Source organism: Psychromarinibacter halotolerans (genome assembly GCF_029168315.1).
Lineage (GTDB): Bacteria > Pseudomonadota > Alphaproteobacteria > Rhodobacterales > Rhodobacteraceae > Psychromarinibacter > Psychromarinibacter halotolerans.
Genome location: NZ_JARGYD010000003.1, coordinates 66,011 through 83,692, shown reverse-complemented (window position 1 = coordinate 83,692; position 17,682 = coordinate 66,011). Strand labels below are relative to the sequence as shown.

At 65.9% G+C, this 17,682-nt stretch carries 16 protein-coding genes; 7 read left to right on the top strand and 9 right to left on the bottom strand.

What is annotated here, in order from left to right; translation table 11 throughout:
• Window positions 1-70 precede the first annotated feature (70 nt).
• Window positions 71-202 (top strand): hypothetical protein, encoded by a 132-nt coding sequence (locus tag P1K30_RS08940; protein ID WP_275632376.1) that lies wholly within the window; start codon window positions 71-73, stop codon window positions 200-202.
• 50 nt (window positions 203-252) lie between these two features.
• On the opposite strand, the gene P1K30_RS08935 is transcribed toward P1K30_RS08940, so the two are convergent.
• From P1K30_RS08935 to P1K30_RS08905, 7 genes are all read right to left on the bottom strand, one after another.
• Window positions 253-1,371 (bottom strand): FliM/FliN family flagellar motor switch protein, encoded by a 1,119-nt coding sequence (locus P1K30_RS08935; protein WP_275632375.1) that lies wholly within the window; start codon window positions 1,369-1,371, stop codon window positions 253-255.
• Between the two features lie 121 nt (window positions 1,372-1,492).
• Complete coding sequence (locus tag P1K30_RS08930; protein WP_275632374.1) at window positions 1,493-4,183, bottom strand: ATP-binding protein; 2,691 nt, start codon at window positions 4,181-4,183, stop codon at window positions 1,493-1,495.
• Complete coding sequence (locus P1K30_RS08925) at window positions 4,180-4,446, bottom strand: hypothetical protein (RefSeq protein WP_275632373.1); 267 nt, start codon at window positions 4,444-4,446, stop codon at window positions 4,180-4,182. The genes P1K30_RS08930 and P1K30_RS08925 overlap by 4 nt, the downstream gene beginning before the upstream one ends.
• A gap of 10 nt (window positions 4,447-4,456) precedes the next feature.
• Window positions 4,457-4,825, bottom strand: coding sequence for a response regulator transcription factor (locus P1K30_RS08920; protein ID WP_275632372.1), 369 nt, complete (start codon window positions 4,823-4,825; stop codon window positions 4,457-4,459).
• A 194-nt stretch (window positions 4,826-5,019) separates the two neighbouring features.
• Window positions 5,020-6,855: an FUSC family protein gene (locus P1K30_RS08915; RefSeq protein ID WP_275632371.1), complete on the bottom strand. Its 1,836-nt coding sequence runs from the start codon at window positions 6,853-6,855 to the stop codon at window positions 5,020-5,022.
• A complete protein-coding gene (locus P1K30_RS08910) occupies window positions 6,852-7,280 on the bottom strand; it encodes a MarR family winged helix-turn-helix transcriptional regulator (protein WP_275632370.1) in 429 nt (142 codons plus the stop codon). The genes P1K30_RS08915 and P1K30_RS08910 overlap by 4 nt, the downstream gene beginning before the upstream one ends.
• A 132-nt stretch (window positions 7,281-7,412) precedes the next feature.
• Window positions 7,413-8,717, bottom strand: coding sequence for a helix-turn-helix domain-containing protein (locus P1K30_RS08905; protein ID WP_275632369.1), 1,305 nt, complete (start codon window positions 8,715-8,717; stop codon window positions 7,413-7,415).
• 222 nt (window positions 8,718-8,939) lie between these two features.
• On the opposite strand from P1K30_RS08905, the gene P1K30_RS08900 reads away from it, so the two are divergent.
• The 6 genes from P1K30_RS08900 (at window position 8,940) to acs (ending at window position 16,235) form a co-directional block, all read left to right on the top strand.
• A complete protein-coding gene (locus tag P1K30_RS08900) occupies window positions 8,940-10,283 on the top strand; it encodes a substrate-binding protein (RefSeq protein WP_275632368.1) in 1,344 nt (447 codons plus the stop codon).
• Window positions 10,284-10,396: 113 nt separating this feature from the next.
• Window positions 10,397-11,428, top strand: coding sequence for a branched-chain amino acid ABC transporter permease (locus P1K30_RS08895; RefSeq protein WP_275632367.1), 1,032 nt, complete (start codon window positions 10,397-10,399; stop codon window positions 11,426-11,428).
• Between the two features lie 6 nt (window positions 11,429-11,434).
• On the top strand, window positions 11,435-12,640 hold the full coding sequence (locus tag P1K30_RS08890; RefSeq protein WP_275632366.1) for a branched-chain amino acid ABC transporter permease: 1,206 nt from the start codon (window positions 11,435-11,437) through the stop codon (window positions 12,638-12,640).
• Between the two features lie 15 nt (window positions 12,641-12,655).
• A complete protein-coding gene (locus P1K30_RS08885; protein WP_275632365.1) occupies window positions 12,656-13,411 on the top strand; it encodes an ABC transporter ATP-binding protein in 756 nt (251 codons plus the stop codon).
• The gene (locus P1K30_RS08880) at window positions 13,411-14,193 is read left to right on the top strand and encodes an ABC transporter ATP-binding protein (protein WP_275632364.1); all 783 of its coding nucleotides are present in this window, start codon (window positions 13,411-13,413) and stop codon (window positions 14,191-14,193) included. Before P1K30_RS08885 ends, P1K30_RS08880 begins: the two co-directional genes overlap by 1 nt.
• A gap of 86 nt (window positions 14,194-14,279) precedes the next feature.
• On the top strand, window positions 14,280-16,235 hold the full coding sequence (gene acs / locus P1K30_RS08875; RefSeq protein ID WP_275632363.1) for an acetate--CoA ligase: 1,956 nt from the start codon (window positions 14,280-14,282) through the stop codon (window positions 16,233-16,235).
• Between the two features lie 55 nt (window positions 16,236-16,290).
• Here acs and P1K30_RS08870 read toward each other — a convergent pair whose 3' ends face one another.
• Together P1K30_RS08870 and P1K30_RS08865 are read right to left on the bottom strand one after the other, a co-directional pair.
• Window positions 16,291-16,779, bottom strand: coding sequence for a prepilin peptidase (locus P1K30_RS08870; RefSeq protein ID WP_275632362.1), 489 nt, complete (start codon window positions 16,777-16,779; stop codon window positions 16,291-16,293).
• A gap of 43 nt (window positions 16,780-16,822) precedes the next feature.
• Window positions 16,823-17,680, bottom strand: coding sequence for a tetratricopeptide repeat protein (locus P1K30_RS08865; RefSeq protein WP_275632361.1), 858 nt, complete (start codon window positions 17,678-17,680; stop codon window positions 16,823-16,825).
• Window positions 17,681-17,682 lie beyond the last annotated feature (2 nt).

The following is a 17,682-nucleotide window of genomic DNA, read 5'->3' as shown; positions in this document are numbered from 1 at the left end:
ATAATGGGCGGAACTTACCTAAGGTCCGACGCGCAGGCATCTGCGCCCGTTTAAAAGAAAGGATTGAGACATGACTGTCGTAACTGCCCAAGCGCTTCTGCCGTTCGCCCCTGTCAAGCGGAACGGACGTTTCGTGCTGACCTATTTGCCGGCATCGGTTTACCTGTCGACCCGTGCCTTCAAGGCGTTTTTCGCCCGCTGACGTAACCGCGCAGGGGCTGGCGCAGGGGCGAGCGTTCTAAGCGGGCGATGTTAATCCGGCAGGTCGATGCCCGGCATCGGCACCGGATCAAGCGCCGGGATGTCGTCCAGTGCCATCGGTTCCGGTGCGGGGAAATCCGGCGTGGATGATGCCGGGTCAAGCGGCGCAGGGTCGAGCGGGGCAGGGTCGAGCGGGAGGGGGCCGGGGGCGTCGAAATCGGGTGCTGCGAGGTCTGCGGGCGCAAGGCCGGGCGCGGCCGGGCCGGTCGCTGCGGGCATCGCCGGGGCTGCCGACATCGGCCCGAGGCCGGCAGACAACGCCGGTTGCGGGGGGGGCGCATCGCCGGACCGCAGGCGCACGGCGCGCATCGCACCGGATCGCCCAAGCCGCGCGCCCATCAGCTTGCGCCCGTCCATCCCCCGCAGTTCGACCCCGTCCAACGTGGCCTGTTCCAACGGAAGAACCTGATCGACGTGCAGGCGCGACACCTCTGACAGCGGCAGGCGCAGGCGACACAGCCGTGCTTCCAGCGATACGGGGCTGGCCATCACCGCCTTTTCCATCAGGTCGGGCCAGTCACCCGGCTCTTCGGCGGTGCCGGGCATTGCGGCCCGGGTGCGGTTGGGCAGGACGAAGTGCAGCTGCCCCGTCTTGACGCCACCCGAGAAATCAAGCTCGGCAATCAGGTGCAGGTGCGCGGCATCCTGCAGCGCCATCGCGGACACGCGGGCGTCGGGCATCCGCCCCGCGAAGCCGTATCCTTCCATCGCGGGCAGTCCGGTGCAATCGGCGGCGAGGGACGCGAAGCTTTCAAGCGTCATCTCGACAAGGTCGCGCATCAGCAGGGCGTCGGTTGCCGTCGGCTTGCGGTCGGGGGCGGCGCCGGGCAGGACCTTGCCCAGCGTCTGCGCCTCGATCGCGGCGGCGACGGCCTGCGGGCACATCACCGCCAGCCCCACCGCGCCACCGGGGCCGTCCAGCCGCAGGATCAGCGCCGGGTCGGGCAACGCGGCGGCAAGGTCGTCGGGCATCAGCGACTTGCGGCCAAGGTCCTTCAGGACGATCGGCACCCCCAGCGTGCGGTCGCCGGTCTTGGCCAGCGACAGCCGCATCGCCTTGGCTGGCGTCATTTCGGACAGCCCAAGCGCCGCGCGCCTTGCGCCCAGCATACGTCTTAGAACAGGTGTTTCGGCAGTTTCCGCCATTCCGTCTGCCTGCAAGGGAGTGTTCACGCCGTGACACCCCCGGATTTGCCAGATCCAAGTTACCAAAGCGTTAGGATTTACGTGGTCACGCGGTGGCGCGGGCCTTCAGCCGGGGCAGGGTGACCCGGAAGGCGGTGCCGCCCTGACCGGGCAGATAGGACACCGAGCCGCCCAGCCGTTCCATGATCTCGCGGCAGATCGCCAGCCCCAACCCGGCGCCGCCCGCGCGGCCCTGATCGGTAAGACGCGAGAATTTCTCGAAGATCACCGCCTGACTTGCCTTGGGGATGCCGCTGCCGTTGTCGATGAAATCGACCCGGACCTCTCCGTCGTGGCGGGACACCCGGATGCGCAGGTCCGGCGCGTCTGCGTCACAGTATTTCCGCGCGTTGGCGATCAGGTTGATGAACACCTGCGCCAACCGGTCGCTGTCGGTCACGACCTCTAGCCGCTCGGCCGTCGGATCGCGGCGAATCCGCAGTTCCGGACCCTCGCGGGCCGAGGTCGCGGCGACGGCGCGGTCGATCACCTGCCCAAGCTCGGCCTCCTGCCAGTTCAGCGAAACCTGTCCGTTTTCCAGCACGCTCAGGTCCAGCAGGTCGTCCAGCAGCCGGGTCAGGCGGATCGTCTCGTCGTGGATGATGGTGGCGAAGCGTTCCTGTTCTTCCGCCGCCATCGGTCCGCCGGACATAAGGATCTCGGAAAACGCGCGGATCGACGTCATCGGCGTGCGCAGCTCGTGGCTGATCTGGCTGAGAAACGCGTCCTTCTGGATCGACAGCTGGGTCAGCTTCTCGTTCGCCTCGCGCAGCTGCCGGGCGGTGCGCGACAGCTCTTCGCGCTGCGCCTCTAGCTGGGTGGTGTGTTCCATGATCTGCGCGGTTTCGTCCGCCACCGCCATCAGGTCCTCGACCGAGACGGCGATGCCGCCGGTGATCTGACCGACCATCGCGTGCGCCGTCGCCGCGCCGACCGACCCGGCAAGCTGGCGTTCCAGCGTTTCGATGAAGTCGGGCGTGGTGTCGGGCAGGTAGCCGCCGGTGCCCTGCCGCGCGGCCTCGGCGCGGAACAGCGCCTGCGCCTCGTCCGGGCCAAGGATGCGTTGCGACATCATCAGCAGGTCCTCGGCTTCGGCTGAACTGGAAGACCAGCCGCGCGCGTTGCTTGAATGCTCGTAGACGTTGACGAACTGCGCACCCTGCAGCCGTTCCAGCGGGCGCGGGAAGCTCAGCAGCGACACGACGACGAACGCGCCGGTGTTCAGCAGCATCGACCAGAAAACGGAATGCACCACCGGGTCCAGCCCGCCAAGGCCGAACAGCGCCTGCGGCCGCAGCCAGCCAAGGCCGAACGGACCCTCGGCCAGCAGGCGCGCGGGCATGACGAAGCTTTCGCCGAAGCTGGGGATGAACAGCGTGTAGGCCCATGTGGTGAACCCAAGCGCCAGCCCCACCGCCGCGCCGTTGCGGGACGCGCCGCGCCAGAACAGGCCGCCCAGCATCGCCGGCAGCACCTGCGCCACGCCCGCGAACGAGATCAGGCCGATCGCCGCCAGCGCGGTGCTGCCGCCCGACAGGTGAAAGTACAGGTATCCCAGCAAAAGCACCGCCGCGATCGAGATGCGGCGCGCGGTGATCACCACGTCGCGGACGTCCCCCGACACCGTCGCGGTATCGCGGCGGACGGACAGCCAGATCGGCATGACGATGTGGTTCGACACCATCGTCGACAGCGCGATGGCGGCGACGATCACCATCGAGGTGGCGCTGGAGAAGCCGCCAAGGAACGACAGCATCGCCAGCCCGTCGCGGCCCTGCGACAGCGGTACGGTCAGAACGTAAAGGTCGGGATTGCCGTTCGGCAGGACGCTAAGCCCCACCACCGCGATCGGGATCACGAACAGGCTCATCAGGAACAGGTACAACGGGAAGGCCCAGCTTGCGACGGCAAGGTGCCGTTCCTCGGGGTTCTCGACCACCATGACCTGAAACATTCGCGGCAGGCACAGGAAGGCGGCTGCCGACAGGAAGATGAGCCCGGCCCAGCGTCCCGGCGCCGGAGACCATTCCGCCAGCGCCGATGTCCTGATGCGCTGCGCGATGTCGGCCGGACCGTCGGCGACGCCCCAGACCACGAACACCCCCACCGCCAGCAGCGCGAACAGCTTCACGACGGCTTCCAGCGCGATGGCGGTGACGACGCCGTGGTGGCGTTCGTTGACGTCCAGCGTGCGGGTGCCGAACAGGATGGTGAACACGGTCAGGCCCGCCGCAACGGCCAGCGCGGTGGTGTCCAGCTGTTCGAAGGTCGGCGCGTCACCCGACCCGTTGCCCGAGAAGACCGAGAAGGACAGCGTGACCGACTGAAGCTGCAACGCGATGTAGGGCGTGGTTCCGATCACCGCCAGCAGCGTGACGAACACGCCCAGCAGGTTCGACTTGCCATAGCGGCTGGACACGAGGTCGGCGACCGAGGTGATCCTTTGCGACCGCCCGATGCGCACCAGCTTGCGCAGCACCGACCACCAGCCGACCAGCACCAGCGTCGGCCCAAGGTAGATGGTCACGAACTCCAGCCCCGAGTTCACCGCGTAGCCCACAGCGCCGTAAAAGGTCCACGCAGTGCAATAGATCGACAGCGACAGCGTGTAGACCCAAGGCGAGCGTAGCCAGCCGATCATGCCCAGCTCTGCCCGGCGTTCGGCGGCAAAGGCGACGACGAACAGCAGCACCACGTACAGCAGGCACACAACGACCAGCAGGTTAAAGCCGATCATTCGTCCCGATCCTTCGGCGGGCGTTCCTCGTCCGGGCGCAGCAGGATGCGCGAGAAGACCAGCGCCACGACGATCAGGCCAGCCCACACCGCGAACAGGTAGATCCCGCTTCCGGCGGTGCCCAGCAGACGGCCGGGCGTCACCCCCCAGACCAGCGGCATCAGCAACAGGAACGCGCCGATCACCGGCAACAGCCGTGCGCCGTCCATCACCCGCCTGCGGCGATAGCTGCGACGTTCCAGAAAGACGGGGCGGCGGGTCATGCGGCGGGCCCTATTGCAGCACGAGGTCCCGCACCGCCTCTAGCACTTCGGCGTTGGAGAACGGCTTGGTCATGAAACGGCTGGCGCCCATGCGCTCGGCTTGCTCGCGGTCCTTGGCGCGGCCACGGGCCGTCAGCATGAGAACCGGCAATGCGGCTGTTTCGGGCGCGGCCCGCAGATCGGCGAGGATCTCGAAGCCGCTGCGGTTGGGCAGCATCACGTCAAGAATCACCAAGTCGGGCGCGCGTCGAGCGATCTCGTCCATCGCGGTCCTTCCATCGGCATGGGTGTCCACCGCCCACCCGTCGCGGGACAGGATGAAGCTGATGGCCTGAATGATGTTCGGCTCGTCTTCGATAAGCAGAACACGTTTTTCCATACTCCGAACCCCTCCCCTGGCCCGTGCCGGATACTCCGCGCGTTCCGCAGACTATCGGGGAACGCGCGCGGGGTGTCAAAACCGTTGCGGGGAAGGGGCGCCGAATTCCGACGCAAGGGCACCGGAAGGGCACAGGCGGAACGGGACGGGCGGTCAGGGTGCGGTCAACGGCGCCGTCGTCAGCAGGGGTGGAGTCAGCAGATCCGGGCGCCCTGCGCGGCGCGGGTCATGCGAAGCCGGTCGGAACCGGCCAAACGCCCGGCCAGCCGTTCGAAGGCGCCGCCTGCGCGATCGGGGCGTCCCGACAACGCGCGGGTGCGGGACAGGGCGGCCTGTGCCGCGCGGCGCACCGGGGCGGGGGTCGATGCGTCGGCCAGCAACGCATGGCAAGCCATCACCCCGCGGCCAAGGTCGAACAGCCCGCCCGCGGCTTCCATCGCCTCTGCCTGCGCGCGGGGGGCGCCGTCGGTCATCCGCACCAGCCGCAGCGTGCGGTGGTACAGCCGCGCCCGCCACAACAGCGGCGCGTCCAGCGCCTCGGGATGCCCGGCCAGCGCCGCGACGTCGTTCAGCATGGCAGCCAGCAGCGCGTCGGTGCGCCGTCTGCGGGTCACCGGGTAGATCCAGCGATACGCGGCCATCGCGGCAGGCGGGGCGGCGGCGACCGCAAGCCCGGCGGACACCGACCCGGCGAAGCTGCCGGTCAGCGGGAAATGGGGCTGAAGCATCAGCAGCAGCACCATGTTGTAGTCGAAGCTCATCGCTTGCGACCGGCGGTGCGCCATCAGCAGCGGGCCCAATAGGACGAAGGGCACCAGCAGGGCCAGCATCTCGGCTTCGCTTCCGGCCATCGGCCACACCAGCCAGCGGCACGCCAGCGCGCCCAGCACGCCCGCGACCTGTCCCAGCCAGACATTGCGCATTTGCAGCACCGGGTTCTCGAAGGTCGAGAACAAAGAGATCATGACGGACAGGCCGAGCAGAAGGTAGTTCCCCGCCTCCCATCCGGTGATCAGCCACAGCGCCCCGAACAGCAGCAGTGTGCCACCGGCGCGCTGGGCGGCCTCGGTCGCGCCCGTGCGGTCGCGGTGCAGGACGACCGGATGATCCGCGTCATAGCCGGGGGCTTCCGCCCGCGACCAGCGGTCCAGCGTCACCCGCAACCGGCCCAGCACCGCGGCAAGGTCGTGGCCGTCCGGCAGGGCCTCGCGCGCCCGATCCAGTTCGGCGACAGCCCGGTCGGGGGCATCGTCGCGCAGCGCGGTGGCGGCACGGTTCAGGGCAAGGCTGGTTTCGGCAACCGGTTCGCCGTCGCGGCGCCAGAACACCAGCGAGATCGCCGCCAGCAGCATCGACCGCACCGCCCGGACCGCGCGACGCGACCGAAGCGAGCCTGCGGCATGCGCTTCCAGTTCCTCGTCCAGCGCAGCGAAGCGGGACAGCAGCGCGCCATCGGTTCCCAGATTGCCCTTCGCGTCGGCGATGTGGTCCAGCAGGTCCGCCAGCACCACCCGCAGCCGGTGTTGCAGCCCGCCGCCGTTGGTGGCGCCCGCAAACAGCAGCCCGATGACGGTGGCCGTGGCGACCCCGGTCAGGACCGTCGCCATGCGGTCCAGCCCAAGCGCCAGCACGCCGCCATGACCGCTGTCCAGCAGCGACACCATTGCCGCCGTGTACCCGGCCAGCACTGTGCCGTAGGCCACGAAGCCCCGCAGAATGTTCCCGGCCCACGTGCACAGGGTGACCCACAGCGCCAAGCCGGCCACCAGCAGCCACGGATGAACGCCCGACGCCAGCACCAGAACGACACCGACGGCCGAACCGACGATGGTGCCCGTAAAGCGGAAGAACGCCTTTTCGATCAGTTGCCCCCGCAGCGGTTGCGACGCGGCCCAGACCGACATGCCGGCCCACTGCGGATGCTCCAGCCCCGCCAGCCACGCGATCAATACGGCAAGGCAGGCCGCCAGCGCCGTGCGCAGTCCAAAGCGCAGGCGCGCCGGATCGAAGCCAAGTCCCGCAAGTGTCATGATGCGCGCTTCCCGTCGCCGTGATCCGCCAGCACACCTTCGACCCGCTGTTCGATCAGCGCGAAGGCGCGGGTCATGGTGGCGATGGTGTCCTCGTCGAGGTCGGCAAGGAACTGTTCCTCGGCCTCCGCGATCCGTGCGCGGATGCGGCCAACCTCGGCATGGCCCGCTTCCGTCAGGACGACGCGTTTCGCGCGGCGGTCGGCGGGATCGGGTTTGCGTTCGACCAGCCCGGCCTCGGACAGCAGGTCGACAAGGCGCACCAGCGTCGAGCCGTCGATGCCCACGCGCCGCGCCAGTTCCTTTTGCGTGATCGCGTCGCCGGATTCGCTGAGGTGGATCAGCGGGGTCCATGTCGCGTCGGTCAGCCCGGACGCAACCAGCTCAAGATCGACAGCGCGGCGCCATACGCGCGCAAGCGTCACGAAACGAAATCCGAAGCGCGTTCGAAGCGCCGTCATATCTGTCTGTGTTCCAGTCATCGGCGGGATATGCCCCAGATAGATGGAATCTCAAACTATTTGAGATGCAATTCACCGTCCCGCCCGGCGCAAGGCTCAGGCTGCTTCCGCAAGGATCGAGGGTTCGCGCCGCGCCGGGCAGTCGGCCTGCGGGCAGATCCGGCAACTGGTTCCGACCTTCAGCGCGGCGGTGTCGCCGGATCGCGGGTGGGGCAGGATCAGCATGACGGATTCGAACACCGGCGGCGCGTCGAACCGGGCCGGGCCCACGGGGTCCGCCACCGCATAGGCCACGAACCTCTCTGCGTCGCGGCCCGCGGTCTCGACCACGCTGCGGACCGGCGACAGCGGACGGCTGAGGGCTTGGTACAGCGGCCACAGCGGGCAGGCCGCGCCGAAGCGGGGTAGGGGAAAGCCGTTGATCGGTTTGCGGGCGGTCAGCGTGCCCGAGCCGTCACAGATCACAAGCCCCGTCGGGACGCCGATGACATCCTCGGGCATCGCTGCAAGACGGCGCAGCACCACGCCCATGCCGACACCGAACCGCGCGGCCAGCGCGGCGGGGTCGCCGCCGGTTTCGCGCGCCGCGTCGGCAAAGGCGGGCAGGGGAAGGGCGGTTGCATCCTCGCGATAGCGCCGGGCCCAGCCCACGGCCAGCGACCGGCCTGCGGCGCTTGTCAGGTCCGGCGTCTCGGCAACCACGTCCTGCGGGTCGGCGGGGGCGTCGCCCTCAAGCGCCGCAAGATGATAGTCCTGCGCCGCAAGCCACGCTTCCAACTCTTCCTGCGGGGTGCCGGTCGGCTGCGCGGCTTCTGCCGATGCTTCCAGATAGGACACCAGCGCGCGGCTGGTGTCGGCCAGCCGTTCGCTGTCTTCGTGGATGTTGCGGTGGAAACGGTCGCGCCACTCGGACTCGATCTCGCCGGGTTCGACAAGGATGGACGACGTGGCGTTGATCGCGGTCACGGTAGACAGCAGTTCGTGCAGCGAGGCGGCAAGGTGGGGGTCGTGGCCCAGCCGGTCGGTCAGGCTTTCGGCCACGCGTTCCAGATGCCGGATGCGCCGCCGTTGCAGCGTGACAAGCCGCGCCCAGCCGGGAAAGCGGCCTGCGAATTCCTCGGCCCGCGTTTCTTCGGCGGCGGCTTCGGGGAAGGCCGCGGCGGCGTCGCGCATCTGCCCCACCAACGCGGCACCCGCGCCCTCGGCCAGCGCCGCGGGATCGACGCCCAGCGTGCGGGCGATGTCGGCCAGCAACTTCCCCGCGATTCTGCGTTTGTTATGCTCGATAAGATTCAAGTACGCCGCAGATATTCCAACTGTTTGCGCAAGCATTGACTGCTTTAGGCCCATCGCGACGCGTCGTTCCCGAATCCGACTGCCTGTAAGTGTTCCGGCCGGCATCCCGCATCCCCCTGATCTTGCAGGCTTTCCGCGGCGCGCAGATAAAAAATTTACAAATGCCGCGTTCGCATTGTGTAATTCTTTACAGCTTTTTCCTTTAAGTAAAGGTGCTTGTTGCGAAGTTTTCGGCATCCGCTCATAAATTTGAGCATCCTGTAAAAGGGACTTGCCGGATCAGGGAGGAAACGGTCCGGCGCCAAATGACGTAACGGGAGGAACTTCATGACCAGAACGACTCTGACTCGCCGCGGGCTGCTCAAGACCGGCGCCGTAACCGGCGCGGGCCTTGCGGTCCCGACGATCTTTACCTCCGGCGCAGGCGCGTTCACGAACGAGCCCGGCTCCAGCGAGGTCGTGCTCGGCTTCAACGTGCCGCAGACCGGGCCCTACGCTGACGAGGGTGCCGACGAACTGCGCGCCTACGAACTTGCTGTCGAGCACCTGAACGGTGGCGGCGACGGCGGACTGCTGAACACTTTCTCGTCGAAGGCACTGGACGGCACCGGCATCCTGGGCCGCAAGGTCGCCTATGTCACCGGCGACACGCAGACCAAGTCGGACGCCGCGCGCGCCTCGGCGAAGTCGATGATCGAAAAAGACGGTGCCATCATGATCACCGGCGGCTCGTCCTCGGGCGTTGCCGTTGCCGTGCAGGGCCTGTGCCAAGAAGCCGGCGTGATCTTCATGGCGGGTCTGACCCACTCGAACGACACCACCGGCAAGGACAAGAAGGCCAACGGCTTCCGCCACTTCTTCAACGCCTACATGTCGGGTGCCGCTCTGGCGCCGGTGCTGGCCGCGCGCTATGGCGCCGACCGGAAGGCCTATCACTTGACCGCCGACTACACCTGGGGCTGGACCCAGGAAGAGTCGATCAAAGCCTCGACCGAGGCGCTGGGCTGGGAAACGGTCAACGCCGTGAAGACCCCGCTCGCCGCGACCGACTTCTCGTCCTATATCGCGCCGGTCCTGAACTCGGGCGCCGACGTGCTGGTTCTGAACCACTACGGCGGCAACATGGTCAACTCGCTGACCAACGCCGTGCAGTTCGGCCTGCGTGAAAAGCAGGTGAACGGCAAGAACTTCGAGATCGTCGTGCCGCTGTACTCGCGCCTGATGGCCCGTGGCGCCGGCGAGAACGTCAAGGGCATCCTTGGCTCGACCAACTGGCACTGGTCGCTGCAGGACGAGGGTTCGAAGGCTTTCGTACAGTCCTTCGGCACCAAGTACGGCTTCCCGCCGTCTCAGGCGGCGCACACCTGCTATGTGCAGACGCTGCTGTACGCCGACGCCGTGACCCGTGCCGGGTCGTTCAACCCCTGCGACGTCGCCGCGGCGCTGGAAGGGTTCGAATTCGACGGCATGGGCAACGGCCCGACGCTGTATCGCGCCGAAGACCACCAGTGCTTCAAAGACGTTCTGGTCGTGCAGGGGAAAGAGAACCCCACCTCGGAATTCGACCTTCTCGAGGTCGTCGAGGTCACGCCGGTCGATCAGGTCACCTACGCGCCGGATCACCCGATGTTCTCGGGTGGCAGCCTCGGGTCGTGCAACCCGGGCGCGTAACCGCCTGAAACCTCAACAGTGCCGCAGGGCGGGGAAACCCCCGCCCTGCCATGCAAGTCGCCGCCGCGGCTTCTGTCGGCGTGCGCATCCTTTCCAGAAAATGGGTCGGGACAATGGACGCAGTCATTCTTCAGGTGCTGAACGGGCTCGACAAGGGCTCGGCCTACGCGCTGATCGCGCTCGGGCTCACGCTGATCTTCGGCACGCTCGGTGTCGTCAACTTCGCCCACGGGGCAATCTTCATGCTTGGCGCGTTCTGCGCCGTCACGCTGCAGCGTATCCTGTCGCTGAGCTATACCGTGATCGACGAAACCCAGACCGACTTTCTCGGCAACCCGCTGAAGGTCGACGTGCCGTATGTCGAATCGTGGTTCGGGCCCGAGATGGGGCAGTCGATCATTGACTGGTCGGTGCCGCTGTCGATCCTGTTCGCGATCCCGGTTATGCTGATGATCGGCTACGCGCTGGAGCGCGGGCTGATCAAGCACTTCTACAAGCGCCCGCACGCGGACCAGATCCTTGTGACCTTCGGCCTTGCCATCGTGTTGCAGGAACTGATCAAGTATTTCTTCGGCGCCAACCCGATCCCGACCCCCGCGCCCGACGTGTTCCGCGGGTCGTTCGATTTCGGCCAGCTGATCGGCTTCCAGGCCAATGCGATCATCTATCCCTACTGGCGGATGATCTACTTTGTCTTCGCGCTGATCCTGATCGCCGGTGTCTTCGGGTTCCTGCAGTTCACCACCTTCGGCATGGTCGTTCGCGCCGGCATGGCGGACCGCGAGACGGTGGGCCTGCTGGGCATCAACATCGACCGCAAGTTCACCATCATGTTCGGCATCGCAGCCGCCGTCGCCGGTCTGGCGGGCGTGATGTACACGCCGATCAACTCTCCGAACTACCACATGGGGATGGACTTTCTTGTCCTCAGCTTCGTCGTGGTGGTCGTCGGCGGCATGGGCAGCCTTCCGGGCGCCGTGCTGGCGGGCTTCATGCTGGGCATTCTCGAGGCCTTCGCTTCGATGAACTGGATCAAGGACATCATCCCCGGCATCGACCAGATCATCATCTACCTGATTGCCATCGTCATCCTGCTGACCCGGCCGCGTGGCCTGATGGGTCGGCGCGGCGTGATGGAGGAGTAAAGACCAATGTTCGGCCTTTCCAAAAAAGACACTTCGTTCCTGCTGATCGTCGTCGCGCTGACGCTGCTGACCCCGATCTTCCTGCAACCCTTCCCGGAAGGCTCGGCGCTGGCCACCTTCAACGCGGGATACCCGGACCTGATGCAGCGGTTCGCGATCTTCGGCATCTTCGCCATCGGCTTCAACATCCTGTTCGGTCTGACCGGCTACCTGTCCTTCGGCCACGCCGCCTTCCTTGGTGTCGGATCGTACTCGGTGGTCTGGATGTACAAGCTGCTGGGCTACAACATCCTGCCGGGACTGGCGCTTGCCGTGATCACCTCGGGGATCTTCGCACTGGCGATCGGCTACGTCTCGCTGCGGCGCACGGGCATCTACTTCTCGATCCTGACGCTGGCCTTCGCGCAGATGTCGTTCAACCTTGCCTACTCGGTGCTGACCCCGCTGACCAACGGCGAGACCGGCCTGCAGGTCTATAGCAACGACCCGCAGATCCTGATGGGCGAGGGCGCGCCGAACTCGCCGCACCTGTTCGGGCTGGTGATGCGCGACAGCGTGCAGGTCGACGTGGGCGGATGGCTGTTCACCTTCAACATCGGCTACTACTTCTGCGCCGTCGTCGCGATCCTTGCCTTCTACCTGTCGCTGCGGATCTTCCGGTCGCCCTTTGGCCTGATGCTGCGCGCGATCAAGTCGAACCAGACCCGGATGAACTATACCGGCCTGAACACCCGGCCCTACACGCTGGCGGCCTTCGTGATCTCGGGGATGTACGCCGGTCTGGCCGGTGGCCTGATGGCCTCGATGGACCCGCTGGCCGGTGCCGAGCGGATGCAGTGGACCGCCTCGGGCGAGGTGGTGCTGATGACGATCCTCGGCGGCGCGGGCACCCTTCTGGGTCCGGTGCTGGGCGCGGGCTTCATCAAGTACTTCGAGAACATCTTCTCGAAGATCAACGACAACATGCTGCACCAGTGGTTCGGCTGGATGCCCGATGGCATGGAAGACGCGCTGATCTGGGTGTCGCACTTCTTCGTCGGCAAGTCCTGGCACCTGACCCTTGGCCTGCTGTTCATGCTGGTCGTGATCTTCCTGCCCGGCGGTCTTGTCGAGGGTGGCCAGCGGATCGCACGGTGGATGCGCAGCCGTAAGAAAGGCTCGGGGAACGACCCCGAGCATCACCCGAAACCCGCCCCGCACGTGGCCGAGTAAGAGGAGAACGGAGCAATGGGAATCCTCGAAGTCAAAGGTGTCGGCAAACGCTTCGGCGGCCTGCAGGCACTGGGTGACGTGAACCTCTCGGTCAAGGACCAGAGCGTCCACGCGATCATCGGGCCAAACGGGGCCGGCAAGTCGACACTGCTGAACTGCCTTGTCGGACGCCTGATCCCCGATACCGGATCGGTCATGTTCGACGGTCAGTCGGTGCTGGGCCGCAAGCCGCACGAGATCAACCAGATGGGCATCAGCCGGGTGTTCCAGACCCCCGAGATCTTCGCCGATCTCACGGTGATGGAGAACGTCCTGATCCCCTGCTTCGCCAAGCGCGACGGGGCATTCCGGATGCACGCCTTCGAAACGGTGGCCAACGAGTCAGAGCTGAACGACACGGCGGAAACGATCCTTGCGGACGTCAACATGCTGGAAAAACGGCACATGCTGGCCTCGTCCCTGTCGCGCGGCGACAAGCGGCGGCTGGAAATGGCGATGTGCCTTGTCCAGCGTCCTAGGCTTCTGCTGTTGGACGAACCCACCGCCGGCATGGCGCGGGCCGACACCAACAACACGATCGACCTGCTGAAAGAGATCCACGAGAAGCGCGACATCACGATGGCGATCATCGAGCACGACATGCACGTGGTCTTCTCGCTTGCAGACCGGATCACCGTTCTGGCCCAGGGCACGCCGCTGGTCGAGGACACGCCGGAAAACATCAAGGGCCATCCGAAGGTCCGCGAAGCCTACCTCGGGGAGAGCCACTGATGACCCTGACCGAAGATCAGCTGTCGACGCGGGAACCGAAGGATTTCTCGTCCCATTCCAACAAGGCCGCGACTGCGCCCGCGTTCTTCTCGGCCTATGACCTGCACGCCTATTACGGCGAAAGCTACATCGTGCAGGGCGTCAGCTTTAACATCCACGAGGGCGAGATCCTTGCCCTGCTGGGCCGCAACGGGGCTGGCAAGACCTCGACCCTGCGGGCGCTGGCGCGGCTGGACGATCCGCAGGTGACCCACGGCGAGATTTGGCTGGACCACCAGCCGTTGCACAAGATGTCCAGCTATCAGGCGGCGTCGTGCGGGCTGCAGCTTGTGCCCGAGGACCGGCGCATCATCCCCGGCCTGACGGTCGAGGAAAACCTGCAGCTGGCGCAGATCGCGCCGCCGGTGGGCTGGTCGATCGACCGGCTGTACGACCTGTTCCCGCGTCTTGGCGAACGCCGCAAGCAGGAAGGCGTGACGCTGTCGGGAGGCGAACAGCAGATGCTGGCCATCGCCCGCGCCTTGGCCCGGGACATCAAGGTGTTGCTGCTGGACGAGCCCTATGAAGGTCTTGCGCCTGTTATCGTGGACGAGATCGAGAAAACGCTTAACATCATTAAGCAACAGGGTATCACGACTGTGATCGTCGAACAGAATGCCGTTCGGGCGCTGATGCTTGCTGACCGGGCGGTTATCCTTGATACCGGAACGGTTGTGTTTGACGGCACCGCGAAGGAGGTTCTCGACAACGCAGAGCTTCGGGCAGAGTATCTGGCTATCTGACGCCGGTGCCCCGACGGGGCTGCCCTGCACAGCACAGCGCCTTGCCCGCCGACGCGGGCGGCGCCTTACGGGATGGAGGAATAGCGATGCTGGATAATCCGGAAAACATCTATAAGCCGAGCGCGGAGTTCATCCAAAACGCGCACGTCGGCCCCGACAAGTACAAGGAAATGTACACCGTTTCGGTCGAAGACCCTGAAACGTTCTGGGGCGAACACGGCAAGCGGCTGGACTGGATCGAGCCCTATACCAAGGTCAAGAACACCTGTTTCGACTTCGGCAAGGTGTCGATCAAGTGGTTCGAGGACGGCGTTCTGAACGTCGCCGCAAACTGCGTCGACCGCCACCTTGCGACGCGCGGCGACCAGACCGCGATCATCTTCGAGCCGGACGATCCCAACGCCGAAGCGCAGCACATCACCTACAAGGAACTGCACGAGAAGGTCTGCCGCATGGCGAACGTCCTTCTGTCGCAGGGCGTGATGCGCGGCGACCGCGTGGTGATCTACCTGCCGATGATCCCGGAAGCCGCCTATGCGATGCTGGCCTGCGCCCGGATCGGCGCGGTGCATTCCATCGTCTTCGCCGGGTTCTCGCCCGACGCGCTGGCGAACCGGATCAACGACTGTGGCGCCAAACTGGTGATCACCGCCGACACCGCCCCGCGCGGCGGCCGTGTCACCGCGCTGAAATCCAACACCGACGCGGCGCTGCTGCACTGCTCGGACAAGGTGCGCTGCCTTGTAGTGAAGCACACCGGCGACCAGACCACCTGGATCGACGGCCGCGATGTGGATGTGAAGGCGCTGATGGAAACCGCAGCGCCCGATTGCCCGCCGCGCCCGATGGGCGCCGAGGATCCGCTGTTCATCCTGTACACGTCGGGGTCGACCGGCAAACCGAAGGGCGTCGTGCACACCTCGGGCGGCTATCTCGTCTATGCGGCGATGACGCAGGAATACACCTTCGACTATCACGACGGCGACGTGTTCTGGTGTTCGGCGGACGTCGGCTGGGTCACCGGCCACAGCTACATCGTCTATGGTCCGCTGGCGAACGGCGCGACCACGCTGATGTTCGAGGGCGTGCCGACCTACCCGGACGCGGGCCGGTTCTGGGCCGTGTGCGAGAAGCACAAGGTCAACCAGTTCTACACCGCCCCCACCGCGATCCGCGCCCTGATGGGGCAGGGGCCCGAGTGGGTCGAGAAGTACGACCTGTCGTCGCTGAAACTGCTGGGCACCGTCGGCGAGCCGATCAACCCGGAAGCCTGGAACTGGTACAACGAGTTGGTCGGCAAGGGGAAACTACCCATCGTCGATACGTGGTGGCAGACCGAGACCGGCGGCCACATGATCACGCCGATCCCCGGCGCGGTCCCTGCCAAGCCCGGTTCGGCCACACTGCCGTTCTTCGGCGTGAAGCCCGTGATCCTTGATGCCGAGAAGGGCACCGAGATCGAAGGCAATCCGGCCGAGGGTGTGCTTGCCATCGCCGACAGCTGGCCCGGTCAGATGCGCACCGTCTGGGGCGATCACGAACGGTTCGAGGCGACGTATTTCCAGCAATACAAGGGCTATTACTTCTCGGGTGACGGCTGTCGTCGCGACGAGGACGGCTATTTCTGGATCACCGGCCGCGTCGACGACGTGATCAACGTCTCGGGTCACCGGATGGGCACCGCCGAGGTCGAAAGCGCGCTGGTGGCGCATGCCGACGTGGCCGAAGCCGCGGTGGTGGGCTTCCCGCACGACATCAAGGGGCAGGGCATCTACTGCTACGTGACCCTGATGAACGGGATCGAGCCGACGGACGAGCTGAAGAAGGACCTTGAGAAATGGGTCCGGACCGAAATCGGCCCGATTGCCAAGCCCGATCACATCCAGTGGGCCCCCGGCCTGCCGAAAACCCGGTCCGGCAAGATCATGCGCCGCATCCTGCGCAAGATCGCCGAAAACGACTATGGCGCGCTGGGCGATACCTCCACGCTCGCGGATCCCTCGGTGGTGGACGACCTCATCGAGAACCGCATGAACAAGTAGCGGCAGTCACGGTCATGACCGGAAAAGCGCGCCCCTCCCGGCGCGCTTTTTCTGTTCAGGAGATCAGCCCGAGGACGAGATAGAAGATCAGCGCCGGACCCAGCGCGAGGCCCATCGGGAAATCCTGAATTTCGAAAGACTTCCAATCGGTTGCCCGCTGTAACGCCGGGATCTTCCGGGCGCCCCGGTGCGTGACATAGGCCGCCAGCAGGACCGCGCCGAACAGAAAGGCGAAGGTGCGGGCATCCGCCAGTGGAATGAACGGGGCCATCGCGGCGGCGAACTTGGCGTCGCCCGCGCCGATCATGCGGATCATGTTCATCAGGAAGCCCACCACCAGCACGACGACCAGTTGCAGCAGGCGCCACGGGTATTCGGCCAGCGGAACCGCCAACAGCCCGACGACAAGGAACACAAGCGTCAACGCATAGACCGCTTTGTTCGGGATCTTCATGAACTTCACGTCGTTCCACGCCACCCAGATGCCGATCGGCACCGCGAAGGGCAGGAACCAGAGAGCTTGGCTTGCGGGCAGGGTCAGCATCGCGAGGTCCGTGCGGCTGACGGGGCCCGCAGGCCCCGCCGGATCAGTTGGTGACGTTCGCTTCCAGCGCGCGCAACGAGCGCACGGCGGCCTCGAAATGCTGCGGGTGGGTGTCGATCGCCTCGCGCAGCAGACCTTTGCCGATCTCGATGTCGCCCTGCTTGATCGCCGACAGCGCCAGCGTGTGCAGAAGCTGCGCGCGCTCGATCTGTGACATCGGGACGACGGGCAGTTCGTAGTCGCGCTGGGCGCCACGGGCGAGTGCGAGGTTGTTCTTCGCGGTGAACAGGCTGTCGTCGTAGGTGATCGCCTCGCCGAACAGGCGCTCGGCCTCAGAGTATTCGCCGCGCGACAGCTTGGAATAACCCCAGTTGTTCAGCACGCTGCCGGGCTTGGTCGTCAGGCCGACGGCGATCTCGTAGAATGCGTCCGCATCCTGCCACTGCTGGTTGGAGTCGGCGATCATCGCCTCAAGCTTGTAGCGTTTGAAGGTCTCGTAGGTCGGCGGAATCTTGTCCAGTTCAGCCTCTGCCGTGTCCCATTCGCTGGTGCGGATCAGGGCGTCGGCGTATTCGACGCGGTCGGCATTGGTGACCTCGGCATGTTCGACGACGGCCTTCCATGCCACCGCGCCCTCGGTGTTCCGCTTGGCGCGGACCAGCGACAGCGCGTGTCCGCGCAGCAAGTCGATCCGGTCCGGATGTTCGGCCAGCGAACGCCTGAAATAGTTCACCGCCTCGTTCGGGTCCGCGACCGTCAGCATGATGTCGTTGAGATTGCTCTCGTCGATTACGTTCACGGTGTCGAACGCCCGTTCGACATCCGCATCGCCCGCCTTGTCGCCACAGGCCGACAACAGCACGGCGCTGCCGAGGCAGACCACCCCAACCAACTTGCGCATCT

Coding starts and splice junctions, on each gene's coding strand:
- P1K30_RS08940 (WP_275632376.1), top strand. CDS start 71: ATGACTGTCGTAACTGCCCAAGCGCTTCTGCCGTTCGCCCCTGTCAAG.
- P1K30_RS08935 (WP_275632375.1), bottom strand. CDS start 1,371: ATGCTGGGCGCAAGGCGCGCGGCGCTTGGGCTGTCCGAAATGACGCCA.
- P1K30_RS08930 (WP_275632374.1), bottom strand. CDS start 4,183: ATGATCGGCTTTAACCTGCTGGTCGTTGTGTGCCTGCTGTACGTGGTG.
- P1K30_RS08925 (WP_275632373.1), bottom strand. CDS start 4,446: ATGACCCGCCGCCCCGTCTTTCTGGAACGTCGCAGCTATCGCCGCAGG.
- P1K30_RS08920 (WP_275632372.1), bottom strand. CDS start 4,825: ATGGAAAAACGTGTTCTGCTTATCGAAGACGAGCCGAACATCATTCAG.
- P1K30_RS08915 (WP_275632371.1), bottom strand. CDS start 6,855: ATGACACTTGCGGGACTTGGCTTCGATCCGGCGCGCCTGCGCTTTGGA.
- P1K30_RS08905 (WP_275632369.1), bottom strand. CDS start 8,717: ATGCCGGCCGGAACACTTACAGGCAGTCGGATTCGGGAACGACGCGTC.
- P1K30_RS08900 (WP_275632368.1), top strand. CDS start 8,940: ATGACCAGAACGACTCTGACTCGCCGCGGGCTGCTCAAGACCGGCGCC.
- P1K30_RS08895 (WP_275632367.1), top strand. CDS start 10,397: ATGGACGCAGTCATTCTTCAGGTGCTGAACGGGCTCGACAAGGGCTCG.
- P1K30_RS08890 (WP_275632366.1), top strand. CDS start 11,435: ATGTTCGGCCTTTCCAAAAAAGACACTTCGTTCCTGCTGATCGTCGTC.
- P1K30_RS08885 (WP_275632365.1), top strand. CDS start 12,656: ATGGGAATCCTCGAAGTCAAAGGTGTCGGCAAACGCTTCGGCGGCCTG.
- P1K30_RS08880 (WP_275632364.1), top strand. CDS start 13,411: ATGACCCTGACCGAAGATCAGCTGTCGACGCGGGAACCGAAGGATTTC.
- acs (WP_275632363.1), top strand. CDS start 14,280: ATGCTGGATAATCCGGAAAACATCTATAAGCCGAGCGCGGAGTTCATC.
- P1K30_RS08870 (WP_275632362.1), bottom strand. CDS start 16,779: ATGCTGACCCTGCCCGCAAGCCAAGCTCTCTGGTTCCTGCCCTTCGCG.
- P1K30_RS08865 (WP_275632361.1), bottom strand. CDS start 17,680: ATGCGCAAGTTGGTTGGGGTGGTCTGCCTCGGCAGCGCCGTGCTGTTG.